Origin of the sequence: Nonomuraea sp. NPDC050383 (assembly GCF_044459125.1) — a bacterium.
Classification (GTDB): domain Bacteria; phylum Actinomycetota; class Actinomycetes; order Streptosporangiales; family Streptosporangiaceae; genus Nonomuraea.
Map to the genome: position 1 here is coordinate 154,339 of NZ_JBITIP010000016.1, position 21,203 is coordinate 175,541.

27 protein-coding genes and 2 pseudogenes are annotated in these 21,203 nt (G+C 68.6%); 14 read left to right on the forward strand and 15 right to left on the reverse strand.

The features are described 5' to 3' along the window. Positions 1–112: 112 nt before the first annotated feature. Positions 113–688, forward strand: a complete 576-nt coding sequence (locus ACIBG4_RS32750) for a dihydrofolate reductase family protein (protein ID WP_397205244.1) — start codon at positions 113–115, stop codon at positions 686–688. Positions 689–884: 196 nt separating this feature from the next. Here ACIBG4_RS32750 and ACIBG4_RS32755 read toward each other — a convergent pair whose 3' ends face one another. Together ACIBG4_RS32755 and ACIBG4_RS32760 are read right to left on the reverse strand one after the other, a co-directional pair. Beyond that, complete coding sequence (locus ACIBG4_RS32755) at positions 885–2,039, reverse strand: MFS transporter (RefSeq protein ID WP_397205246.1); 1,155 nt, start codon at positions 2,037–2,039, stop codon at positions 885–887. 247 nt (positions 2,040–2,286) lie between these two features. Then, positions 2,287–2,457, reverse strand: a complete 171-nt coding sequence (locus ACIBG4_RS32760; RefSeq protein ID WP_397205248.1) for a hypothetical protein — start codon at positions 2,455–2,457, stop codon at positions 2,287–2,289. A gap of 441 nt (positions 2,458–2,898) precedes the next feature. Here ACIBG4_RS32760 and ACIBG4_RS32765 point away from each other — a divergent pair, with 441 nt between their 5' ends. Further along, on the forward strand, positions 2,899–3,066 hold the full coding sequence (locus ACIBG4_RS32765) for a hypothetical protein (protein WP_310714486.1): 168 nt from the start codon (positions 2,899–2,901) through the stop codon (positions 3,064–3,066). 29 nt (positions 3,067–3,095) lie between these two features. Here the strand turns inward: ACIBG4_RS32765 and ACIBG4_RS32770 are convergent, their stop codons facing one another. Beyond that, positions 3,096–4,172, reverse strand: a complete 1,077-nt coding sequence (locus ACIBG4_RS32770; RefSeq protein WP_397205250.1) for a GlxA family transcriptional regulator — start codon at positions 4,170–4,172, stop codon at positions 3,096–3,098. 182 nt (positions 4,173–4,354) lie between these two features. Between ACIBG4_RS32770 and ACIBG4_RS32775 the strand changes: the two genes are divergently transcribed. Next, the gene (locus ACIBG4_RS32775; RefSeq protein ID WP_310714491.1) at positions 4,355–4,648 is read left to right on the forward strand and encodes a DUF1330 domain-containing protein; all 294 of its coding nucleotides are present in this window, start codon (positions 4,355–4,357) and stop codon (positions 4,646–4,648) included. Between the two features lie 320 nt (positions 4,649–4,968). On the opposite strand, the pseudogene ACIBG4_RS32780 reads toward ACIBG4_RS32775, so the two are convergent. From ACIBG4_RS32780 to ACIBG4_RS32795, 4 genes and pseudogenes are all read right to left on the reverse strand, one after another. Beyond that, a pseudogene (locus ACIBG4_RS32780) lies at positions 4,969–5,472 on the reverse strand (Tn3 family transposase); the annotation flags it as partial. Positions 5,473–5,558: 86 nt separating this feature from the next. Further along, positions 5,559–5,714: pseudogene (locus tag ACIBG4_RS32785) on the reverse strand (DUF4158 domain-containing protein); the annotation flags it as partial. Beyond that, a complete protein-coding gene (locus ACIBG4_RS32790; RefSeq protein ID WP_397205252.1) occupies positions 5,695–6,015 on the reverse strand; it encodes a DUF4158 domain-containing protein in 321 nt (106 codons plus the stop codon). The pseudogene ACIBG4_RS32785 and the gene ACIBG4_RS32790, both read right to left, overlap by 20 nt. Positions 6,016–6,213: 198 nt before the next feature. Further along, entirely contained in the window at positions 6,214–7,092 is an 879-nt protein-coding gene (locus tag ACIBG4_RS32795) for a LysR family transcriptional regulator (RefSeq protein ID WP_397205254.1), read from the reverse strand. Between the two features lie 142 nt (positions 7,093–7,234). Here ACIBG4_RS32795 and ACIBG4_RS32800 point away from each other — a divergent pair, with 142 nt between their 5' ends. Continuing rightward, the gene (locus ACIBG4_RS32800; RefSeq protein ID WP_397205256.1) at positions 7,235–7,750 is read left to right on the forward strand and encodes an SRPBCC family protein; all 516 of its coding nucleotides are present in this window, start codon (positions 7,235–7,237) and stop codon (positions 7,748–7,750) included. Between the two features lie 353 nt (positions 7,751–8,103). On the opposite strand, the gene ACIBG4_RS32805 is transcribed toward ACIBG4_RS32800, so the two are convergent. Then, on the reverse strand, positions 8,104–8,232 hold the full coding sequence (locus ACIBG4_RS32805) for a hypothetical protein (RefSeq protein ID WP_397205258.1): 129 nt from the start codon (positions 8,230–8,232) through the stop codon (positions 8,104–8,106). Positions 8,233–8,631: 399 nt separating this feature from the next. Between ACIBG4_RS32805 and ACIBG4_RS32810 the strand changes: the two genes are divergently transcribed. Beyond that, positions 8,632–8,823, forward strand: coding sequence for a hypothetical protein (locus ACIBG4_RS32810; RefSeq protein ID WP_397205260.1), 192 nt, complete (start codon positions 8,632–8,634; stop codon positions 8,821–8,823). 10 nt (positions 8,824–8,833) lie between these two features. Here ACIBG4_RS32810 and ACIBG4_RS32815 read toward each other — a convergent pair whose 3' ends face one another. Beyond that, positions 8,834–9,223 (reverse strand): hypothetical protein, encoded by a 390-nt coding sequence (locus tag ACIBG4_RS32815; RefSeq protein WP_397205262.1) that lies wholly within the window; start codon positions 9,221–9,223, stop codon positions 8,834–8,836. A gap of 439 nt (positions 9,224–9,662) precedes the next feature. On the opposite strand from ACIBG4_RS32815, the gene ACIBG4_RS32820 reads away from it, so the two are divergent. The 8 genes from ACIBG4_RS32820 to ACIBG4_RS32855 all read left to right on the forward strand — a co-directional run bounded on the left by ACIBG4_RS32820 (position 9,663) and on the right by ACIBG4_RS32855 (position 17,317). Next, entirely contained in the window at positions 9,663–10,055 is a 393-nt protein-coding gene (locus tag ACIBG4_RS32820; RefSeq protein WP_397205264.1) for a GntR family transcriptional regulator, read from the forward strand. Continuing rightward, complete coding sequence (locus ACIBG4_RS32825) at positions 10,052–10,942, forward strand: ABC transporter ATP-binding protein (protein ID WP_397205266.1); 891 nt, start codon at positions 10,052–10,054, stop codon at positions 10,940–10,942. The genes ACIBG4_RS32820 and ACIBG4_RS32825 overlap by 4 nt, the downstream gene beginning before the upstream one ends. Continuing rightward, positions 10,939–11,985, forward strand: coding sequence for an ABC transporter permease (locus ACIBG4_RS32830; protein ID WP_397205268.1), 1,047 nt, complete (start codon positions 10,939–10,941; stop codon positions 11,983–11,985). Before ACIBG4_RS32825 ends, ACIBG4_RS32830 begins: the two co-directional genes overlap by 4 nt. After that, on the forward strand, positions 11,982–13,400 hold the full coding sequence (locus tag ACIBG4_RS32835) for a S41 family peptidase (RefSeq protein ID WP_397205270.1): 1,419 nt from the start codon (positions 11,982–11,984) through the stop codon (positions 13,398–13,400). Before ACIBG4_RS32830 ends, ACIBG4_RS32835 begins: the two co-directional genes overlap by 4 nt. An 11-nt stretch (positions 13,401–13,411) precedes the next feature. Further along, positions 13,412–14,566 (forward strand): alpha/beta hydrolase family protein, encoded by a 1,155-nt coding sequence (locus tag ACIBG4_RS32840; RefSeq protein WP_397205272.1) that lies wholly within the window; start codon positions 13,412–13,414, stop codon positions 14,564–14,566. 510 nt (positions 14,567–15,076) lie between these two features. Then, complete coding sequence (locus ACIBG4_RS32845; protein ID WP_397205274.1) at positions 15,077–16,006, forward strand: alpha/beta hydrolase; 930 nt, start codon at positions 15,077–15,079, stop codon at positions 16,004–16,006. 33 nt (positions 16,007–16,039) lie between these two features. Then, on the forward strand, positions 16,040–16,495 hold the full coding sequence (locus tag ACIBG4_RS32850) for a GbsR/MarR family transcriptional regulator (RefSeq protein ID WP_397205276.1): 456 nt from the start codon (positions 16,040–16,042) through the stop codon (positions 16,493–16,495). Between the two features lie 9 nt (positions 16,496–16,504). Further along, a complete protein-coding gene (locus ACIBG4_RS32855) occupies positions 16,505–17,317 on the forward strand; it encodes a class I SAM-dependent methyltransferase (protein ID WP_397205278.1) in 813 nt (270 codons plus the stop codon). Here the strand turns inward: ACIBG4_RS32855 and ACIBG4_RS32860 are convergent. The 3 genes from ACIBG4_RS32860 to ACIBG4_RS32870 form a co-directional block, all read right to left on the reverse strand. Continuing rightward, on the reverse strand, positions 17,305–18,039 hold the full coding sequence (locus tag ACIBG4_RS32860) for a Tn3 family transposase (RefSeq protein WP_397205280.1): 735 nt from the start codon (positions 18,037–18,039) through the stop codon (positions 17,305–17,307). The two genes, ACIBG4_RS32855 and ACIBG4_RS32860, sit on opposite strands and share 13 nt — an antisense overlap. A 334-nt stretch (positions 18,040–18,373) precedes the next feature. Continuing rightward, positions 18,374–18,619 carry a transposase gene (locus ACIBG4_RS32865; protein WP_397205299.1) on the reverse strand — a complete coding sequence of 82 codons (246 nt, stop codon included), beginning with the start codon at positions 18,617–18,619 and terminating at the stop codon, positions 18,374–18,376. Between the two features lies 1 nt (position 18,620). Continuing rightward, positions 18,621–19,361 (reverse strand): MBL fold metallo-hydrolase, encoded by a 741-nt coding sequence (locus tag ACIBG4_RS32870; protein WP_397205282.1) that lies wholly within the window; start codon positions 19,359–19,361, stop codon positions 18,621–18,623. A 130-nt stretch (positions 19,362–19,491) separates the two neighbouring features. On the opposite strand from ACIBG4_RS32870, the gene ACIBG4_RS32875 reads away from it, so the two are divergent. Continuing rightward, positions 19,492–19,800: a hypothetical protein gene (locus tag ACIBG4_RS32875; protein WP_397205284.1), complete on the forward strand. Its 309-nt coding sequence runs from the start codon at positions 19,492–19,494 to the stop codon at positions 19,798–19,800. A gap of 229 nt (positions 19,801–20,029) precedes the next feature. Here ACIBG4_RS32875 and ACIBG4_RS32880 read toward each other — a convergent pair whose 3' ends face one another. The 3 genes from ACIBG4_RS32880 to ACIBG4_RS32890 form a co-directional block, all read right to left on the reverse strand. Next, on the reverse strand, positions 20,030–20,323 hold the full coding sequence (locus tag ACIBG4_RS32880) for a DUF1330 domain-containing protein (protein ID WP_397205285.1): 294 nt from the start codon (positions 20,321–20,323) through the stop codon (positions 20,030–20,032). Between the two features lie 80 nt (positions 20,324–20,403). Further along, on the reverse strand, positions 20,404–20,664 hold the full coding sequence (locus tag ACIBG4_RS32885) for a hypothetical protein (RefSeq protein WP_397205287.1): 261 nt from the start codon (positions 20,662–20,664) through the stop codon (positions 20,404–20,406). 28 nt (positions 20,665–20,692) lie between these two features. Beyond that, the gene (locus tag ACIBG4_RS32890) at positions 20,693–21,121 is read right to left on the reverse strand and encodes a hypothetical protein (RefSeq protein ID WP_397205289.1); all 429 of its coding nucleotides are present in this window, start codon (positions 21,119–21,121) and stop codon (positions 20,693–20,695) included. Between the last annotated feature and the right edge of the window lie 82 nt (positions 21,122–21,203).

A 21,203-nucleotide genomic window follows, 5' to 3' on the forward strand; every position in this document is an offset into this window, starting at 1 on the left:
CCTTAAAAACTGTATCTATGATACACAGTGTCATGGAGACACAGTTAATCCCCGAACTCGGGAGCAGGCGGCGTGGCTGAGGAGTTGCACCGTCGCAGACAAGGAGCGGACTATGTCCACATCAGTGCTCGACATGTCAATGTCGCTCGACGGGTACGTCGCCGATCCCAACGACTATCTCGGTGGCGACGATGGCGAGCGGCTGCACAAGTGGGCTGACGCGGGCCCGCAGACCGGTCCGTCGTCCGGGCCGATCCAGCAGTTCCAAAGCGAATGGAAGGCGGCCGGTGCGGTCCTCGCAGGGCGGCGGACCGCCGAACTCATGGATCACTGGGGAGGCGATCACGACGGTCTCCCGATCTTCGTCCCCAGTCACCGGCCGCCCAGCCCGGCCGCCCGTTGGGGTCATCCGCTGGTGACATATGTGAACGACGGGATCGAAAGCGCGATGGCGCAGGCGAAGGCCGCCGCCGGGGGCCGGGACGTCCAGGTGCGTGGCGGCGCCTACACGGTGCAGCAGGCACTCGAGGCCGGGGTGCTGGACGAGGTGCAGATCCATCACATCCCGGTGCTGCTGGGCGCCGGCCGCCGGCTGTTCGACGTCTTGCCGTCGGAGATCGAACTGGAGATCGTTCAGGTGATCGACACACCGGAGGCCACCCACATCCGCTACCGCATCCGCCGCTGAGCCGATCGGTCAGCGACCCAGGCCAGCGGCGCTCCGCCTCTCCTTCCCGGAGATGGGCACCGAGTACGAACTGGTGCGGTTACCTGTCAATCTCTTTGAGGTGACTTCGGCTGATCCTGGGTGGTGTTCGGTGGCTCTTCTCGGCCGACGGGCGTGTTGATCTGTAGGCGGCCCGACAGCGATGGCAGTGCCCCAATCAGCAATCAAGATCGTTCTCAGCGCTAATGGCTGTACCGGTGTTCCTCAACCCCGGTATCAGCCGACCGCCGAGGACGACTGCGCAGGACCCAATGGTCAGCAGCCCCCCGGCGAGGAAGGTGCCTCGTACCTCGGCGAGTGGCAGGAGCAGAGCCCCAAGCGCGGCACCCGCCGCTATGCCGGCGTTGTAGGCGCCGGAGTTCGCCGCAAAGGCGATGTCCGTGCGACCCGGCGCGCAGTGCAGCATCGCGTTTTGCGTAGTCATGAACACCGGCCCGAGTGCACCGCCCATCAGTACCAGGAACACCACCGCCGCCACCTGATGAGCGCCGAACGCGTACAGGCCGAGCATGCCCACCGCCTGCGTGGCCACGGCGGTGGCCAACGCGGACTGCGGAAAACGGTCCAGGAACACCCCGGTGATGCTCACCCCGATCAGGCACGCGACACCGAAAACCACGAACAGGACGCTGACCGCGCTCGGGGAGAACCCGCTCACGTCTCCCAGGAACGTCACGATGTAGGTGTATCCCGTGAACGCCCCGGTGGCGGACAAGGCTCCGGCCGCCAGTACCGTGCCGAACCGTCGCACGTCGGGACTGGTGGCGTATGCGGCAGGCTCTTCTTCCGGGCGCGAAGTCGGCAGCAGGACGGCGATCGTCACTAGGGAGACAAGCCCCAGAGCCGCCAGTAGGGCGATGGGTACCTGCCAGTTGCTCTGCTGGCCCAGCCAGGTCCCAGCGGGAACACCGAGCACGAGGGCGAGAGAACCGGCGACGGACAGCGCCCCGACCACCCGCCCCCGGACCTCGGGCGCGAACAGGCCCACCGCGACCGGCCCCATCACGGCCCAGAACAGCGCCTGGGCGAGCGCAGTCAGCAGCCGCGCCACCAGGAGCAGCCCGTACGAGGGAGCCAGCGCCGCAACGAGACTGGACACCACGAGCGCGGCCAGCAGCCCCGTGAGCACAAAACGTCGGGGCACGGCGCGGACAACATGGGCAATCGGCACAGACGCGATGGCCACCGTCACGCCGTAGCCGGTGACCAGGAGGCCGACCGCTGACAGTGACACCCGGAGGTCTTCGGAGATGAGCTCCAGGAGGCCGACTGGTAGGTTCTCCGCGGTGTTGAAGGTGAGGGCGGCAAGCATCAGGGCCCCGAGCACCGCAAGCCTGTGCCAGGGAGCAGGTGGTCGCGTAATCGTTCGGCCTCTTCGAGCGCTCGCCCATTGCACCTGCTCAGTGGCACTGTCCATGCAGGTACTCCACCAAGCCCATCAATCACACCGCAACCGAATTCATCCGGGCAGTTTCTGCTGCGTCAGCCACGACATTCAGACGATCGCGAGCTTGTCTTTCCTGCGAGTCGCGAGGGTTCGAGCTTCAGAGACCTCCGCTTTACGCCCTCCTCGTCCATGCCGCCGCCATCGGTGATGACCGGGGCCGGCCGCCGTGCTTGCCCTTGTGGGCCGCGGCGTCGAGTCCTTCGAGCGTGGACTCGCGGATGTTCTCCCGCTCGGTCTCGGCCATCGCGGTGAGTTCGGCGGCGGCGCGGCCGAGTCGCTTCATCTCGTACCCGGTGAAGATGACCCGGCAGTGTGGGGCGTGGGCGTTGACCTCCCGCGCGGTCCGCAGTGCTTCCTCGAACTCGGGGCGTACGCGGACGCGGGTGCTGATCTTCTCGCTGAAGATCTTGTCCCTCGGGATGCCGTGCTTGCTGAGTGCGTCGAGCTGGGAGCTCGTGGTCCACCTGTTTCTCTTGCCTCAGCAGGCCATTGGCGCTGGCGATCGTCGATATGTCTCCTCGGCGCCGACCAGGGCGACGGGTCCGCCGCCCTTACGTCGTCCGCAACGTCGGGTACTCCCCGGGCAGCGCGATAGGCGGCCTGGCCCTGGCCACCGGCACCGGTCATCTCTGCCCGAACCACCACGCCTGCACCACCGCAGAGCTGGTCTGCATCGCCGCGATCGCGGCAGCGCGCGCACAACACGCAGGGTGTTGCTGTCGAGGTGGAGGTCGAGTCGACAGCCCAGGCAATCGAGGCCCTGCACGCGGAAGTCGAGTGGATCACGCTGGACAAGGCCTTCGAGCTCAGTCGGCTGTTGACACCGACGACGCTCGCGGGCGAATCGCCGCGCGCCTCGGCCGATGGACGCCCGGCGCAGAGGTTCGGATGAACCACCGGGAAGCGTACGGTGCGTCGTGGCTAGGCGGAAATGGAGCCCGCATGGCCGGCGGCCGGATCCGGGGCACGGAAGGTGCGACGGTACGCCGACGGGGCGACTCCGGCCTCCGCCGCGAGGTGCCGCCGCAGCGAGGTGGCGGTGGCGAATCCGACCTCGTGGGCGACGCGTTCCACCGGCAGATCGCTGGACTCCAGCAGGTGCCGGGCCCGCCGCAGCCGCTGCGAGGTCAGCCAGCGGCCGGGGCTCAGACCGGTCTCCTCCTTGAAGCGCCGGGCGAAGGTACGGGTGCTCATCGCCGCGTGCGCGGCCAACTCGTCCAGCGACAGCGGCAGTTCAAGCCGCTGCAATGCCCAGTCGCGGGTCGGACCGGTGCCGGTTGCGCCCGTCGGCGGCAGTGGCCGCTCGATGTACTGTGCCTGCCCGCCGTCCCGGTACGGCGGCATGACGCAGAAGCGGGCGACCTGGTTGGCGACCTCGGTGCCGTGGTCCTGGCGCAGCAGGTGCAGGCAGACGTCGAAGCCGCTGGCCGCCCCCGCTGAGGTCAACACGTCACCGCCATCGACGAAAAGAACGCCGGCGTCGAGCTCGACCCGGGGGAACAGTTCCCGGAAGCGGTCGCTGAGCGCCCAGTGGGTGGTGGCCCGGCGCCCATCGAGGAGACCGGCGCCGGCCAGCAGGAAGGCACCGCTGCAGATCGACACCAGACGGGTGCCGGGCCGGACGATGGAAAGCGCGTCCAGGGCCTTCGAGCCCGTAACGGCGGCCGAGGCCTGGGTGATCGCGTACCCAGGGATGATCACGGTGTCCGCCTCGGCCAGCACCTCAGGGCCGTGCCCGGGGGTGACGGTCAGGTCCGAGACGGTGCGCACGGGCTTCCCGTCCACGCCCGCGGTCACCACCTCGTAGCGGCCACCGGCGGAGCCCAGGACGTGTTGAGGTATGCCGAGTTCGAAGGGGTAGATCCCGTCGAGTACGAGGACGACCACCTTGTGGGCGCCAGGCCGCGGTTCTGGGCGCGTCGCCCGATCCTGTTCGGCGGTGCGACCGGCCGGGTCGCGGGTGCCGGGAGCACCGGGGGCGGCATGGTGGACGGGCATGGCGAGAATATATCGGAGGATGACTTCTCCGCCATGGCCGAGGCCGGGTCGAACGGCAAGGATCGAGGCATGACCTCGACGGAGACATTTGAGAACCTCGAGCCCCTGGGCCGTCGTCGGGGTCGAGCCATCTGAGCGTCAATTCGAAGTCGGACGTGTCCGGCCGAACACAGGAGGTTTCCATGGCCAAGGGTTACTGGGTCAGTGTCTACCCCGCCATTTCCGACCCTGAGAGGCTGACTGCCTACACCAAGCTGGCGGGTCCGGCTGTCAGGGCTGCGGGCGGGCGCACCCTGTCCCGTGGCGGTCGAGTCGTCGCCCACGAGGCCGGAATCACGCAACGCGTCGTTCTGATCGAGTTCGACAGCTTCGAACAGGCCGTCGCGGCATACGAGAGCGAGGCGTACCAGAAGGCGCTGGTGGTCCTCCCCGACGGCTTCGAGCGCGACTTCCGCATCATCGAAGGCATCGACTGACCGGCGGGCCCAGCCATCGCCGTGCATCCGTCACCTGATACGCCCGCGATGCTGAACGACGACTCTCGCCGTCATCTTGGGTTGTGAAGTGTTTGCGCAGGTCAGCGAATTGGATGACGTTAAGGCAAGTTAGGCAAGTAGTGAAGGCGTGGTCGGTCGGACCTGGCGGGAGTCGTTGTCCAACACCGACAGTGTCGATGTTGGGATCATCGATGGGCTACGCCACCGGCTGAGGCAGGCCGGTACGCTCCGGGACGCGTTCGGTCGGCCGTTGCGGCCAGGCCCGGCTACAGGTTGAAGATCAAGGCGAGGCGCAGCGGATCAGCGACCGCGGATGACAGGGCGACGGCGGCATCCAGGTAGCGGGTGTTCCACAGGACGACGGCGTTGAGGACCAGGCCGAGCATGGCGAGCTGGTCCTCCTGGCCTTCGCGGTACGCCTGGCGGATCTGGCCGCCGGCCGCCGTGGCGAATTGCACGGGCCAGGCGGTGGCGGGACTCTTGCACGGTGAGCTGCCGTTTCATCAGCCGCCGGTAGGTGTCGTCGACTGGGTCGACCACGGCGAGCAGGTGCATGGTCTTGTCGATCCGGCCGTACTCGGCGAACGCGGCCCCCAGCGGGGTCGGGTGGCCCTCGCGGCCGAACATCCTAGCAGGTCGTACGCGCGCACCTGGTTGGTGATCAGCGACCCGACGATGAGGAGCATGTCCGGCCGCTGCGTGACGATCCGCTTGAGGTTGACCTTGTTGCAGGCACTGCGTCCAGCGGCCCGTATCCCGACGGTTCGTCGCCGTCGGGCAGGTCCGCGCCAGAACCGCTGGTTGCGACCTGCCGCTCGGCCGCCGTACGGGCCTCCGACACCTGCCGGGCCAGCACCGAGACCCCGGGCAGCAGCACCCGGTTCTTGCGCAGCCACGTCACCGCGTGGTTGAACAGCGCCACCGGCCCCTCGGCGTGCGCCCACGCCCGCCCGCACAGGAAGCTCCGGAACTCCCGGCCCCACTTCCGGTCGGTGAAGTCCCGGTACTTGAAGCGCTCCCGGATCTCATGCGCGTGCTCGTACACCCTGCGGCTCGGGGTACCGCTTCACGCACGAGGAGTCCTCGATGCCGAGCTGCCCGGCGAGGTACTCCACGACCTCCCACGGCACCGCGAGCGGATCTTCGCCCAGGAACCGGCCGATGTATCGGACCGTGCAGATCGGCACCGCCATACCCAGACGGTGCGCATCCGTACGACGCCGCGCGATCAGATCGCGGTCGTCATCGTCGAGGGAGAAGAACCGCTCCAGCTCCGGACGCGTGGGCACCGTGGTGAACGTCCCGTACGCCTCGGCCTGCTCATCAGTCAGAAACTCCACCGGCACGAGCCGGACCGTAGCCAGCAGCGACGAGCAACCGGCGGCTTTCCGTGAACCCCAGCAGCAGCCGCATCCGGTGTGCTAGCCGACCATGATCGTTCTCACCGGGCTTTCCTGTACCGCAACTACTCACCCCCGTATCCCTCCAGGAGCCCTACGAGTTACAAGCTGCCGGCGGCCCCGAGCGCCCGCGGCCGCGTCGTCTCAGGCTTCGTCGGTAGCGGCGTCGGTGAGGGCGCCTATCAGGGGATTGGCGTTGGCGGTGAGCCAGGCGAAGGCCCATCGGATGGGTGGGGCGTCGCGGACGGGGATGTAGACCACGTCGGGTCGGGCGTAGAAGCGGGCGGCCTCGGCGGCAGCGGCGGCGACGGCCTGTCCGGTGGCGGTCGCCTTGAGCTCGTCCTCCCAGTTGGAGACGCGCGGGCCGCGGGCGATGAGGCGGCCCGACGGGGTGCGGAAGGGTTGGAAGGCTTCCTCCATGGACGCCGGGAGCGATGACTGGGGCGTCATGAAGGTCAGGTCGCCGTAGTCCTCCAGGCTGACCGAGTCGCGGTTGGCGTAGGTGTGGGTGGCGGCCATGGCCAGGACGACTGGTGAGGTGTGGGTGATCGGTCCGACAGTGATGTCGGGTTCGCGGATCGGCAGCCACAGGTGGGCCACGTCGATCGTGCCCTCCCGCAGGGGTGTGAGCGGGTCGACGACGTTGAGTTCGCAGTGCACGAGCCGGGCGGTCGGGTGCCTGGCCTGGAACCGTTCGACGATGCCGTTGATCATCCAGCACTGAGGTCCCATGGTGCCCAGGGTGAGGGTGCCGCTGATGTCGCCGGTGGAGACCGACACGTCCTCGACCCCATCGACGATCTGCTGGTAGGCGGGCCGCAGTGACTGGTAGAGCCGCTGCCCGGCAGCGGTGAGCCCCACAACGCGACTGGTGCGGTCGAACAAGGGCACGCCGATCCGGCGTTCGGTCTTCTTGATCGACTGGCTGACGCGGGCCGGGGTGACGTGGAGGCGTTCGGCGGTGCGGCTGAAGTGCAGTTCCTCGGCCAGCGCCAGAAAGATCTCGAGATCGCGGAGCTCCACGGGCCTTGTGTCCTGATCTTTAAGCGTTCGGTTAATAGCAGGTTATCGGACTCGTCGTTGATCGGGACCAGCCCGCAGGCGAGAGTGGGACGCGTCATCCCTGCTGAACGGCCTGAACCAGGCCCCCGAAGGAGCCCCTCGAATGTTTCAGGAGATGTGTTACCGCGGACCGTCGCTCGACGAGCTGCACGAGAACTACGCCAAGCGGCACCGGATCGACGAGGCCGCGCCCATCCGATCCACGCACGAGGTGGTGATCGACGCACCTGCCGAGCGCATTTGGGCCCTGCTCGCCAACCCCGCCGACTGGTCGGCATTCGACCCTGCCATCCACGACGTGCGCATTGCCGGCGACGGCGACGTCACGGTGGACACACGGTTCACCTGGGTCAACGGCCGCACCTCCATCGCCTCACGGTTCGCCGTCGTCGAGCCGCTCCGCGAGATCACCTGGACCGGCAGTGCGATGGGCTCGCGCGCCGCGCACCGCCACGTCATCACCGCCCGTGAGGACGGCACCACGCTCCTGCGAACTGAGGAGTCGATGGCCGGAACCCTGCTTGGGCTCTTCTACAACAGCGCGAAGCTGCACGCCGAGCTGACGCGCTGGCTCGGCTCGATCAGGACCGCCGCGGAGGCCCGGGTAGCCACCATCTGATCAGGGACCCTCCCCAGCGCCGATCACTGTTCCTGGAGTGAACCTGGGGGACGTCGAGCACGAGGAGCGAACCCCTCCCGGCAACATCAAGACCGGCTGTCTCGGAAAGACGTCGATCTCGGCGAAGGTTTCGTGCAGAGCCGCGGGCACCTGCCCGGTTCCCGCGCCCAGGTCCAGCAGCCGGCGTACCGGGTGCCAGGCGGCGCGGCTTTCAGCAGGTCGCTGCGGGTGGCCTGCAGCAAGGCCAGCATGTCGGCTTTGCGGCCGGGGCGGATGGTCGGGCTGGTATCCCACAACGGTCGATTGGAGTCAGTCAACGCCTCCAGGTGGGCAGGGGCGCGAGAAGAAGCCGGTCAGATCTCCTCATACCGCCCATCCTGGTGTTGCCGTCCCAGGATGAACGACCAGCCCAGGAGCGCCATGCGCACGGTCGAAAGCAGCCAGCTGCCGCCCTGCTCCCGCTGCGGCCAGACGGTGGCCATGGTGGTGAACCTGAGCCGATCGGGCGGGACACGGCCGAGCTGGAGCAGGCCGGGCAGCTGTGGGCGGCGTGCCTGGGGTCCTAGGACGAAATAGGCCCTATTTGTAGATCATGGTTGGATGCCACCGGTACTCCCCCGACCAGCCCGCTGAGATGATCGCGCCTGTAGCGCCGTATGAGCTGGTGCGCATCGTGCCGACCCGCCCGGATGGCCGGCCCGACCGGCTGGGCCGCAGGCCGATCAGCTCAGCTGACCGCGACAAGACTCTTTGTGCTCTGCGCCTCGATCAGGGTGAGCAGAACGCCGTGGAGCGCCGCGACAGTTTGCAGCGCGCCGCTGTTCTGCTGTCTGACGATCGAGGGCTTCGGCGGTCAAGACGACCCTCGTAGGATCACTCGGTTGCGCGCCAGCATCAACGCGGCGTGCCGTGTGGCCGCTGGTGACCGGCGAACCGGCTACCACGCCACCGATGAGCGCATCACGATCGGGATCGCCGGCCCCGACGCCCGTGAACGCATCGCTGACCTGCGTCGGCAGCTCGCCCGGATGGGCCGCGATCGGGGCTGGACGATCACCGAGGACCTGCGCTGATCCTGGCCGCTCAGATGGACCGTCGGCGAGCGGCGGGGTCGCGCCCGGCCACGGGGTCGGCGACGGCGTCGACGCCGGGCCTGGCATAGCGTTCCAGGGACCGGACGGAGGCGTGCCGGGATCGGGCGAGCAGCGTGGACGTGTTGGTGCCGTCCTCGGCTTCGTGGGTGAGGGCGGAGTGGCGGAGTGGGTGCAGTGTCCAGCCGCCGCGTAGTTCGAGTTCGGCTGCGCCGGCGATTCCGGGATGTGCCGGCGGCCGGGTGAGGGCCTCGAACAGCTCGGCGGCGCGCCGGTAGGACAGCCGTCCGCGTCCGGTGATCCTGCACGCGTCTGGGGCCGGGGTACGGGCGGGAGCTTTGCGGTCGGTGAGGAAGACCGGACCCCGGGTGCGGCCCGCCACCAGCCGACAACGGCCTTCATGATCGACAGCTCCCGGTTGACGGTGTCGGCGTCCACGAGGCGGGCCCGCTCAACGAAGGCTCCGGCGAGGAGTCCGGAGGTCGCCGGATCGGCGAGTGCCGCGAACCTGATCGCGGGCGCCTGGGCGGCGCGGCGGTCCTTGCCGAGCGGCGGTTGCTGTCCGCAGGTGAGCCAGGCCCATGTCGTCAACGAGGTGCGACAGATCCGCTTGGAGGCCTCGCCGATCCCGGCCGAGCGCAGATATGCCCGGTACTTACTGCGGCAGTCATTCGGCAAGGCAGAGATCCGCCTCGGCGTAGTAGGGCTGGGGCGATGGACCGCTTCGGGCGTCACCGGGCAAGACCTTTACGGCGATCCTTATGATCCTTTAACATCTGGGACTCTAAAGTGCTAGCAAGCTAGATATATGGAGGACCCAGATGATCGAGTTCCATCTGGACGGTAGGTCGGGCGTTTCGCCGTACCTGCAGCTGGTCCAGCAAGTACGGCATGCGCTACGGCTCGGCGTGCTGCGCGAGGGCGACCAGATGCCCACCGTCAAGGAGGTCGTGGCGCACTTGGCGATCAACGCCAACACCGTCCTGAAGGCCTACCGGGAGCTCGAGCACGAGGGCCTGGTCGCCGCCCGGCCGGGGGTGGGGACGTTCGTGACGGCGACGCTCACCAACGCCTCGCTGGCCGCGCACGGCCCGCTGCGGCTGGAGCTGCAGCGCTGGCTGGCCAAGGCCCGCCGGGCCGGCCTCGACGAGGAAAGCATCGAGGCCCTGTTCATGACCACTTTTCGGACCACTGCTCAGGAGGACATAGCGTGACTTCGGTCCTACAGGCCCAGGCACTGGGCCGGAAATACGGCAGACGCTGGGCGCTGCGCGAGTGCTCCATCGACATACCGGCGGGTCACGTCGTCGGGCTGGTGGGCCCCAACGGAGCCGGCAAGACCACGCTGCTGAAGCTGGCCAGCGGCCAGCTGGAGCCGACCACGGGCGGCATCACCGTGCTCGGCGGCCGGCCCGGGGGCTCGCCCGCGCAGCTGGCCAAGGTCGGGTTCGTCGCCCAGGACACCCCTGTCTACGCGGGGCTGACCGTCGCCGACCACCTGCGGCTGGGAGCCCGGCTCAACCCCCGCTGGGACGCCACCATGGCACGGGACCGTATCGCGCAACTCGGTCTCGTCCCCGCCCAACGGGCAGGCAAACTGTCGGGCGGCCAGCGCGCCCAGCTCGCCCTCACCGTGGGTCTGGCCAAGCGGCCCGAACTGCTGATCCTGGACGAGCCGGTCGCCTCGCTGGACCCGCTGGCCCGCCGCGAGTTCCTGCAAGGCCTGATGGAGGCCACCGTCGAGCACAAGCTGAGCGTGCTGCTCTCCTCCCACCTGGTCTCCGACCTCGAGCGGGTGTGCGACTTCCTGATCGTGCTCGTCGACTCGCGCGTCCAGGTGGCCGGGGAGGTCGACAGCCTGCTGGCCACCCATCACCGGCTCACCGGCCCGCGCCGCGATCCCGACCGGCTCCCCGCCGACCAGCACGTGGTCTCCGCCCGGCACACCGACCGGCAGAGCACGTTCGTGGTCCGCACCGACGCCCCGATCCACGACCCCACCTGGACGGTCACCCAACTCAGCCTCGAGGACCTCGTCCTGGCCTACATGGACAAGCACACCGCGGACAACCGGCGAGTCGCCCTGGAGGTGCAGCGATGATCTGGCTGACCTGGCGCCAGCTCCGCGGCTCGGCCGCGATGACGGCCGCCGTACTCGTCATCCTCACCGTCGCCCTGGCCCTGACCGGCCCGGGCCTGGCCACCCGCTACTCCGCCGGGATCGCCGCCTGTACCCAGGACAACACCTGCCTCAGCTTCTATGACCGCTTCTTCGGCGATTACGACATGCCCTTCATGGCCGTCAGCCTCGTCGTGCTGCTCCTGCCCGCTGTCGTCGGGCTCTTCTGGGGAGCGCCGTTGATCACCCGCGAGCTGGAGACGGGCACGCACCTGATGGTGTGGAACCAGAGCATCACCCGCGGCCGCTGGCTGGCGGTCAAGCTTGGGCTCACCGGCTTGGTCGCCATGACCGCCGCCTGCCTGTGCGGCCTGATCGTGACCTGGTGGTCCGGACCCCTGGACAAGTCGGCCCCGGACGAGCTCGCCCTGATGGCTCCCCTGGTGTTCGGCGCGCGCGGCATCGCCCCGCTAGGGTATGCGGCCTTCGCCTTCGTTCTGGGCGTGACCGTGGGCATGCTGGTGCGCCGCACCCTGCCCGCCATGGCCCTCACCCTGGCCGTCTTCGCCGCGATCCAGCTCACCATGCCGCTGCTGGTCCGTCCCCACCTGATGCCCCCGGTCACCTCGACCTTCGAGCTCGGCCAGGCGAACGTGGACGGGTTCGGCGTGAACCAGCAGGAAGGCGGATCTGTGCATGTTCGGCTGAGGTCGGCCGTTCCCGGCCTGGCGGGCGCCTGGGTCCTGTCCAGCAACCTGGTCGATCCGTCAGGACGCACGATCTCAGGCAGCGGCGGCGAACCCGCCATCCAGGTCTCCACCACGTCGGGACCATGCTCACCGTCGGCGGGCGGCGGGGACGGCTGCATGGTCGAGGCCAACCGGCTCGGCTACCGGCAGCAGGCCACCTACCAGCCCCTTGAGCGCTTCTGGCCCTTCCAGTGGATGGAGACCGGGATCTACGCTCTGCTCACCCTCGGCCTCGCGGGGCTTTGCTTCTGGTGGATCCGCAGGCGCCTGTCATGAGCGCCGTCAGGACCGGTGCCGCCGGGCTCGCCCTCCTTCTGGCGGCGGCCTGCACGGCGCCGGCGCCGCCACGCAGCCAGGCGAGCACGGCAGCCGGTACGGTCTGCTCAAAGCCCCAGGGACCCGCCGGGGCGGAGACGCCCACCACGATTGACGTCATCGAGCAGGCCTACTTCTGCATCCTCGGCAACTACTACAGCGGCGCCACGCTGGACGCCCGCTCGCTGCTGAGCGCCGGATTCGTCGCCCTGACCCAAGAGCTCAACCGCGAGGGACGCGACGTGCCCGAGGCCGCCTTGCCGGCGCTGACCGGTGACCGCAGGACCGACTGGGCCGCCTTCGAGGCCGCCTACCGCGACACCACCGATCAGGTCCCCGGCCTGCGCGACAAGCTGGCCGTCGTCACCCTCCAGGCCATGGTGTCCGCCCTCGGCGACGACCACGCCCGCTGGACGCACGACGTCAAGCGGCCACCCGGCAACTACGAGGGCGACGGCTACGGCCTGGGCTTCCTGGCGAACGTCAACGGCCCGCAGTTGGAGGGCAATCCCGGCGTCGCCCTGCCCCCGCTGTTCGTCACCACCGTGCAGGGCGGCGCGGCGCAGGCCGCCGGGCTGCGCCCCGGCGACGTCATCGAATCGGTCAACGGTTCGGCGCCCTTCATCGACGCAAAGCCCACCCCCGCGATCGCCGCCCTCTACCCGCAATACCCGCAAGCCGCTCCGGTCCGGCTGCGGCTGCTGCGGCAGGCCACCGGCCGCCGCTGGAGCGTGATCCTCAAACCCGGCCTCTACCAGCGGGATCTGGCTGCCCTGCAAGTGGTGCAGTCGAAGCTGCTGGACGACGACATCGCCTATGTACGGATACGCGGATTCGCCCCCGACTCCGCCGACAGAGTTCTCAAAGCGATCTCCAGGTCACGCACCGGCCGGACCCTCACCGGCATCGTGCTGGACCTGCGCGGCAACGGCGGCGGCAGCCCCACCGAGGCGACCCGGCTGGTGAGCGCGTTCGCCCACGGCAAGGTCACCGCCTACCAGTGCACCGTGGACGGCAAGTGCGAAGCCATGCGGACCGACGACACTGTCGAGCTGGTCAACCTGCCGCTGATGGTGCTCACCGACCGCAGCTGCGCCTCGGCCTGCGAGCACTTCAGCTCCGCGGTCAAGGACCTGAGCATCGGCCGGCTGGTCGGCACCAGAACCGCCGGCGTCATCTCCGGCCCGGCGCAGTCGTACCTGCTCAGCAACAACACCACGCTGGGCTTCCCCGCCAGGCACCACCTGGGGCCCAATCGCGAGGTGATCGACCGGATCGGCGTGCCCCCCGACCACTACGTGCCCCTGACCCCCGAGGAAGCGGCCGCCGGGCGTGACCCCGTCCTGGCCAAGGCCCTGACCTTGCTGCACAAGTGAAGGACCTCTCCATGAGACACCTTCTCGCCGCCGCCGCGGGACTGGCCGTCCTGGCCGCGTCGGCCTGCTCCGCGCCAACGCCGCCCCGCTCCGCCGTCGTGTCAGCCACGCCGACCGGGCCTGCCACCCTGCCCGCGCCCACCGGCGCCCATCCGGTCGGCAGCACCGTCCTGTACCTCAAAGACACCTCCCGCCCCGATCCCTGGAACCTCGACGTCGACGCCAGGGAGTTGAAGGTCACCCTGTGGTATCCGACCGGGCAGCGGGACGGGCAGCGGGCGCCGTACATGACGCCGAAGGAATCGGAGCTCGCCATGAGGCGCTATGGGATCGCGGGCGTCCCGGACGACACGCTCAGCAAGACGCGCACGAACGCCATCGAAGACGCCGAGCCCACGGGGCGCAAGCTTCCGCTGGTGGTGCTCTCCCCCGGCTTCACCAATCCGATGAGCACGCTCACGTCCCTGGCCGAGGACCTGGCCAGCCGCGGGTACGTCGTGGCCGGCATCGACCACACCTACGAAAGCTACGCCACCACCCTGTCCGACGGGCGGGTCGCCGAATGCCTCGCCTGCGACAGCGACACCGACCCGGGCTTCGGCACCGGACTGGTCCAGGGCAGGGCCGCCGACGTCTCCTTCGTGCTCGACCAGCTGCCCTCGAAGTGGGACGGTTCCGACCGGATCGACCGCTCCAAGATCGCGATGGCGGGCCAGTCGATCGGCGGGGCCAGTGCCATGGCGGCCATGGTGAAGGACTCCCGGGTGCGCGCCGGGATCGACATGGACGGCACCACCTACGCCCGGATCCCCAAGAGCGGGTTCTCCCGGCCGTTCATGTTCCTGGGCTCGGCGCAGCACGTCCCCGGAGGCCGCGACACCTCCTGGGACCGCGACTGGAAGCTGCTGACCGGGTGGAAGCGCTGGCTCGTGCTGCCGGGCGCCGAACACCAGTCCTTCACCGACGGCCCGTTGATGGCGGGCGCCCTCGGCATCACGCCCGTTGCCGGCATTCTGCCCGCGGCGCGCGCCGCTGAGCTCACCCGCACCTACGTGGCAGCCTTCCTCGACCAGCACCTGAAGTCCAAGCGGCAGCCCCTCCTGGACAAGCCGTCATCACGGTACCCCGAGGTCAAGCTCTGCCCCGAGGCCTGCGGTCAATCATGAATCCCCGCGCGCCGTGGAGCCACCGGGGGTGCCGACCGCAACCCCAGCACTTGAGGGCGGCCTGCTCGTCGGGGAAGTGACCGCGGGCCTTGACCGGGTCCGGCCGGAGTACGGCAGAAACAGACCGCGTGGCGTAGAGACCTGGCGTCAGCGCTTGCGCCGACGGGCCGCGGGGTCGTGCTCGGCGGTGATGCGAGCGGAGGTCTCCTCGCCGAGCCGGACGTAGCGGCCGAGGCTGGCCAGGTGCTGGTTGCGGCTTTCTGCCTGGAGTTCGGGTGCGGTGCGGCCGGCTTGGGCGAGGTGTTGCAGAGCGCTGTGGCGAAGTTGGTGCAGCGTCCAGCCTTCCCCGTGCGGGCCGAGGTGCGCAGAAGCGGCCTAGCCGGCGCGAGTGGTGGCCGTTCGCAGGGAGGCGAGCGGTGCGCAACCCCTTCCCTGCACAGCCTTCCAGATTGACATTGCTAGATATTTCAGTCATGTTTGAAATAACTAGCCACAAGCATGGAGCGAGCCATGGAACACGTGACCTTCAACAGCCTCGGCACCCGCTGCGCGGGCGATCTCTACCTGCCCGAGACGAGCGACCCGGTCCCCGGGCTGGTGCTCGGGCACAGCGGGGTGATGGTCAAGGAGGCGCTGGCGTTCTTCGCGCCGTACTTCGTGAAGGCCGGCTTCGCGGTGCTGGCCATCGACTACCGTACGGTCGGTTCCAGCGAAGGCGAGCCGCGCGGCCTGGACTACCCGGAGCGGCAGGTGGAGGACTTCCGCAGCGCCGTGTCCTACCTGCAGACCCGTCCCGAAGTGCAGCCGGAGCGGATCGGGGTGTGGGGGGTGAGCATCGGCGGCTCGGTGGCGACCCAGGCCGCCGTGCTCGATCGGCGCATCAAGTGCGTCGTCGTGCAGAGCCCCAGTGTGTGGAACGGATGGCGCTACCTGGAACGCCTCCTGGGCCGTGCCGGTGTCCACGCGCTGCGCGACCAACTGCAGCAGGACTGGCAGCGGCGCTATGAAGGCGGGCAGAGCGCTCGCGTGCCGCACCTGACGCTGGAGGGCGACAGCGTGAAGGACACCCCGGACATGTCGACCCGCCTGTTTCCCACCTACCGCAACGAGAAGACCCTCGACTCAGCCGAGCACCTGCTCACCTTCGCACCGGAGAACCTCATCCACCGGCTCGCGCCGACGCCACTGCTCATGATCGCCAACGGCGGCTGGGACCCGTACCACATGCTCGAGGAGGCGCAAAGCGCCTTCGCCAAGGCGGGCGAGCCCAAGCGGCTCGCGGTGCTGCCCTACGACGTGCTCGGCCTCTACACCGGCCCGGGCCTGGAGGAGGCGATGGCGCTCGCGATCGACTGGTTCGACCTCTACCTGCGCAGGACCCGGCTCGCGGACATCACCCCGACACCCACCTACGAGTCGGTGGCCGCCATGACACAGTGAACCGGCACACGATCAACAACGGAGGATGCGACGATGAGCACTGAGGAACAGCAGGACCGGCTGCTCCGCTGGGTGGAGCGGGTGGCCGCCTTCTGCGTCGAGGAGTGGGGGCTGCCGCCCATCACCGGACGCGTCCTCGGCTGGCTCATGATCTGCGATCCGGCCGAGCAGTCCGCCGGCCAGATCGCCGACGTCATCCAGGCCAGCCGGGCCTCACTCACCTCGAACATGCGCTTCCTCACGGCCATCGGCCTGGTCAAGAAGGTGAGAAGGCCCGGCGATCGCGTCTCCTACTACCGCATCGAAGACGACGCCTGGCAGAAAGTCATCCAGCGCAAGCTCGAAAGCCTGAGCGCGTTCGGCGAGATCGCCGACGAAGGGCTCGACATCGCGGGCGGCGAGAGGCACCGCACCGAGCGCATCAAGGCCGCCCACGACTCCCTGACGTGGCTGCAGAACCTCGCGGCCCGTCATCCGCTACGCCGTTAAGGAATCCCCATGCACCGCTGGCAACCCAAGCTCGGCCTGATCCAGGAAACGCTGCTGCTCACTCTCCACGCCAGAGCCCTGGACGCCGGGCGGCCCAGCCCGATCCTCGGCGACACGCTCTCCGCCGACCTGGCCGGCACCATCGATTACGACTTCGGCAAGCTGAAGGTCAAGCCCAACCTCGTCCTCACCACGGCACTGCGCGCCAAGAAGCTCGACGGCGTCGTCCGCGCCTACATCGCCGCTCACCCCGGATGCGTGGTGCTCGACCTGGGCTGCGGTCTGGACACCAGGATGTTCCGCTGTGATCCCCCGCCCGGCGTCGACTGGTACGACATCGACTTCCCAGAAGTGGTGCACCTGCGGGCCGAATGTCTGCCCGGCCGTTCCCACCTGGTCGGAGCCGACCTCACCAGCTCCCACTGGCTCACAGCCATCCCCGCTGACCGGCCGGCGATGATCGTCGCCGAGGGGCTGCTCCCCTTCATGCCCGGCGACTCCTTCCAGGCGATGGCCCGCGCGCTGGCCGGCCATTTCCCTTCGGGCGAGCTCGCGCTCAACGGGTACACCCGCTTCGCCGCCTGGGCCATGAAGTACCACCCGACCATCAAGGCACTCGGCATCAAAGCCGCCCAGGGCTTCGACGACCCACACGAACCAGAGTCCTGGGACGCCGGCCTCGAACTGATCGAGGAGCAGATCCTCACCCGCGCACCGGAAGTAGCCCGGTTCCCGCAACCCCTCCGCGCGCTGACCCGTCTCACCGCCCGCAGCACGGCCTTGTCCCGGCAAGGGGCACGCATTCTCCGCTACCGGTTCTGAGCCCGTGCGGGCGGCGGTTGCGACAAGCGGCGCTCCTTCGGCTTGTGGACGTGCCGCCGAAGGCGCTGGGGTGATGGAACGGAAACGTACGCGAGTGCGCCCGCCCAACGAGATCGCGCCCTATCAGTGACCTGGGCGAACGGGCCTTGGCGTACGTTTCCGTTCGCGCCCACTCCGACGGCCGGGACGAGCAGTGCTCGATGGCGAGCTCGAGTGAGGTGCAGGCGCTCACCCCTGACGGTTAGGCCGCGAACAGCACCCGGGGTTCGAGGTCGAGCCGGGTCACCGGGGTCTGCCTCGGGTGGCGTCAGATCAAGGGCCCAGTTACCGAACCTGCGCATGGTGTGGGTGATGTGGGGCGAGATGGTGGCCAGGTCGTCCAGGTCGACGGTCCTGCCTTCGGCGGCGATGTTGTTGGCGGCATAGGTGATGTCGCAGGCGATGGAGCAAATGACGCAGTTGGCGATCAGCTCGTTGAACGTCACCACCTTCTGTTGGTGATCGGGGTCGTTGTGGCCGATCAGCTTGCCGCCGAACATCAGCCAGTCGGCGAAGCCATGGAATGCCTCATTGCGGTTGGTGACCTGGGTGATCTGCTCACGTAGCTGCGGTTCCGACACATAGCGCAGCAGCGTGATGGTGCGGATCGCCCGTCCGAGCTCGCGAAAGGCCCGATACAGGCGGTTCTTGCGGGAGTGGCTGCCCAACCGGCGCAGCAGCATCGGGCGCGGACCAGTTCCTCCAGCGCCACGTTCACCAGGTCGGCCGGGTTGTCCTTGGACTGCACGGCCTTCCGGACGCCCTCCTCGGCGACGCGCCGGACCCGGGCCGCCTCATACGACACGCCCATGCGCCGGCGGACGAACGTCCGATGGCGGCTGGCGGTCATCGGTGCGGCCCGCCGCAGCTCCATCTCCGGCCAACCCCAGTGCCCCTCGCACGTGTCCAGTCACGGCCACCGGGATGCGGGCGTTGACCGACTAGATGGCGTTGGTCGAGCAGATGCCACGCCCAGGCGTCCTCCCACAACTTCACGATCGCGGGGTACTCACCGCCTCAGGCTCGGCGAACTCCATGAAGCGCTCGAGCGCGGCGGATTCGGTGGGCGCGGTGTAGACCGGGCGCAGCGCGTTGGCGATGGCGCCGCCAGTGCTGGCGGGCCGCGTAGCGGAATGAGGCGCGCGGCAGGTGCACCACGCAGGTCTGAACGACCGCCTGCGGCCAGACCGTCCCGATCGCCTCCGGCAGCCCTTTCAGCCCACCTGCTGCAACCTCCCAGCACTCAGCTGAACTGCGGCTCAGCCTAGCCCTTCCTGACCTCCTCGCTCACCTGGGCCGGTGAGGTGCGCCAGGGGGCGCCGTGGCCCGGAAGCACCCAGGATGCCGGCAGCCCGGCGAGCCGGTCCAGGGAGGACAGGGCTTCGGCTGGGTCGTCGGTGAAGGGCGCGGGCTGCGGGCCCGTGCGTCCCGTGAGGACGTGCCGCGTGGTCAGGGCGTCGCCGACGAAGACCGCGTCGGCCAGGGGGACGTGGATCGCCACGCTTCCTGGTGAGTGCCCCGGCATGCCCACGATCACCGGCTTCCCGGGCAGGTCCAGGACGTCGCCGTCGCCGATCTCGGTGACCTCGCTGACGTAACGGGTGCGCAGGCCGTTCTTGCGGAGGGAGTAACCGAAGAAGCCGAGCGTCGGGCCCAGGCGCATGGGCCCGAACGCGGTCTTGGGCTTTTCTCCCGTGCGGGTACGGACTGCGTCGGCGGCATGCACGAACACCGGAACGCCGTGCTCGCTGCGCAGGCGTTCGGCGAAACCGATGTGGTCGGAGTCGCCGTGGGTCAGCACGAGTCCGCGGATGTCATCGACGGACTTGCCGAGGGAACGCAGTTCGTCCTGCAGATCGCGCCAATGACCGGGCAGCCCCGCGTCGATCAGGGTGATGCCCTCATCGGTGTCGACGAGGTAGCACGCCACGACATCGTTACCGAGGCGGTGCAGGTGGGGCGCGAGCTTCATGAGCTTCCCGAGGTCGATGTCAGTGGCTCTCAATGCTGAGAGTTCGGGCCGGTTATGAGATCGATGCTCTCGCGGAGATGTGCTCACTGTCAAGAGCACTGCTCTCTCTTTGGTGTTGTCTCGCATGGGTCGGACCGTGCTGAGGGAACCTAGGCCCAGCGAGATGTCCTCTTCGCGGGCGAGCCGGCCGGAAAGGGTGAGCTCCAACGCCTGGCGTACCACATCGGTGAAGCCCACCCGCAGCGGCGAGCGGGTCTCCGACGAGCTGTACGCCAGGGCGTCCGAGCAGTACGACGACAGGGTGCTCGCCACGCTCATCATGGCCATCGGCCAGGTCTGCTTCTTCCTTCCGCTGGCCCTCATCGGCAAGCCTCTGCCCCGGGGTATCGCTGGCCGAGCAATGGAGGCAGTAACAGAACTTCCTAGACCGGGAGTGCGCAACAGTTCAGGCCTGCTGGTGGAAGCCGGTTAGCCAGGACGAATAGCCGGCTTCCAGCCCAGGCCGAGCGCCTTGGCGTTGTCGGATCTGCTCCGCGTCCTGCTCGTCCTGACGAACCTCGAACTCCACCGCTGACAGACGATCAAGACCGAAGACAGCCGCCCACGACCAGCACGAGCACCCACGAACCCCGCCACACCAGCAGCCGCACCAGCGAAAACCAAGATGGTGGATCTTCAGCGAAGACCCGACGGGACCTCGGTCAGTCGATGCCTTCGACGATGCGGAAGTCGCGCTCGACGCCGTCGGAGAGGGCGACCAGCGCCTCCTGGTAGGCCGCACTCTCGTGCGCCGCGACGGCCTGCTCGAAGCTGTCGAACTCGATCAGGACGGTGCGCTCGGCGATTCCGGCGTCATGCGCCACGACCCGACCGCCACGGACGAAGACCCGACCGCCCCCGGCCGCGACGGCCGGACGGGCCAGCTTGTTGTAGGCAGCCAGCTTCTCAGGGTCTGAAATGGTGCGGTAGACGCTGACCCAGTAGCCCTTGGGCATGGAACCTCCAGTGTTGGGATGAGTGCATCTGACTTACGTGCTGGTCTCGGACGAGCGTCGGCGGGCGAGAGCGAGGCTTGTCAGCGTCGTGATCGCCATGGCGCCGATGCCGACCAGCGCCGCGGTGGTGTAGGCGCTGTCGTCGGGGAAGAGGTGGCCGAGGCCGGTGCCCGCGGGAGGATCAGGCCGCCGATGGCGCTGCCCAGGGAGTACCCGACGCTGCGGACGACGTAGTTGAAGCTCATGGCGCTCGACGTCTCGCTCTTGGTGGTGACGGCCAGGCTGACGCCGGTCATCGCGGCCGAGAAGCCGCCGACGCCGCAGCCGAGAACGAACAGCATGGCGTACCCCTTAACGTCGAAGTGACGATTAATGATGGCACGCTTCCCAGCGCAGTTTTATCCGGGGCACCCGCCGCCGACCACGACGGCGCTGCCGGCCAGGAGCCCGCACCGCCCGCACATCGACCAGGGGTGTCGTGCTGCGCAGCTCGATGACGGCCCAGACGCAGAGCATCACCACCGCAACGACGGCGAGGTGCCGGCTCCACAGATTCCGTTCGCCGGCGAGGAACAGCACCAGGAGCAGCGCAGCGGCCAGAACGACCGCGCCTGCCACGTCCACGTGGGTGAAGCGGCCTTCGGGCATGGAGCGCCACGCGGTCAGGAGGGCGGCGGCGGTGACGAACAGGCCGAGGCCGTAGGCGGCCCGTACCCCGCCGAGCTCGGCGAGCAGTGCGGCCGGCGGGTAGCCGACGCCGACCCGATGATCGAGACCACCGAGATGCCGACGAACCACCTGTCCACGGCGCTGGTCGAGGAGATCACCGAGGCCCTGTCCGCCACGGCGGCAGCCGTGGTGCTGGCCACGCACGATCGGC

Coding starts and splice junctions, on each gene's coding strand:
- ACIBG4_RS32750 (WP_397205244.1), top strand. CDS start 113: ATGTCCACATCAGTGCTCGACATGTCAATGTCGCTCGACGGGTACGTC.
- ACIBG4_RS32755 (WP_397205246.1), bottom strand. CDS start 2,039: ATGCTTGCCGCCCTCACCTTCAACACCGCGGAGAACCTACCAGTCGGC.
- ACIBG4_RS32760 (WP_397205248.1), bottom strand. CDS start 2,457: ATGAAGCGACTCGGCCGCGCCGCCGCCGAACTCACCGCGATGGCCGAG.
- ACIBG4_RS32770 (WP_397205250.1), bottom strand. CDS start 4,172: ATGCCCGTCCACCATGCCGCCCCCGGTGCTCCCGGCACCCGCGACCCG.
- ACIBG4_RS32775 (WP_310714491.1), top strand. CDS start 4,355: ATGGCCAAGGGTTACTGGGTCAGTGTCTACCCCGCCATTTCCGACCCT.
- ACIBG4_RS32800 (WP_397205256.1), top strand. CDS start 7,235: ATGTTTCAGGAGATGTGTTACCGCGGACCGTCGCTCGACGAGCTGCAC.
- ACIBG4_RS32805 (WP_397205258.1), bottom strand. CDS start 8,232: ATGGCCACCGTCTGGCCGCAGCGGGAGCAGGGCGGCAGCTGGCTGCTT.
- ACIBG4_RS32820 (WP_397205264.1), top strand. CDS start 9,663: ATGATCGAGTTCCATCTGGACGGTAGGTCGGGCGTTTCGCCGTACCTG.
- ACIBG4_RS32830 (WP_397205268.1), top strand. CDS start 10,939: ATGATCTGGCTGACCTGGCGCCAGCTCCGCGGCTCGGCCGCGATGACG.
- ACIBG4_RS32835 (WP_397205270.1), top strand. CDS start 11,982: ATGAGCGCCGTCAGGACCGGTGCCGCCGGGCTCGCCCTCCTTCTGGCG.
- ACIBG4_RS32840 (WP_397205272.1), top strand. CDS start 13,412: ATGAGACACCTTCTCGCCGCCGCCGCGGGACTGGCCGTCCTGGCCGCG.
- ACIBG4_RS32845 (WP_397205274.1), top strand. CDS start 15,077: ATGGAACACGTGACCTTCAACAGCCTCGGCACCCGCTGCGCGGGCGAT.
- ACIBG4_RS32850 (WP_397205276.1), top strand. CDS start 16,040: ATGAGCACTGAGGAACAGCAGGACCGGCTGCTCCGCTGGGTGGAGCGG.
- ACIBG4_RS32855 (WP_397205278.1), top strand. CDS start 16,505: ATGCACCGCTGGCAACCCAAGCTCGGCCTGATCCAGGAAACGCTGCTG.
- ACIBG4_RS32860 (WP_397205280.1), bottom strand. CDS start 18,039: ATGCTGCTGCGCCGGTTGGGCAGCCACTCCCGCAAGAACCGCCTGTAT.
- ACIBG4_RS32875 (WP_397205284.1), top strand. CDS start 19,492: ATGTCCTCTTCGCGGGCGAGCCGGCCGGAAAGGGTGAGCTCCAACGCC.
- ACIBG4_RS32880 (WP_397205285.1), bottom strand. CDS start 20,323: ATGCCCAAGGGCTACTGGGTCAGCGTCTACCGCACCATTTCAGACCCT.
- ACIBG4_RS32885 (WP_397205287.1), bottom strand. CDS start 20,664: ATGCTGTTCGTTCTCGGCTGCGGCGTCGGCGGCTTCTCGGCCGCGATG.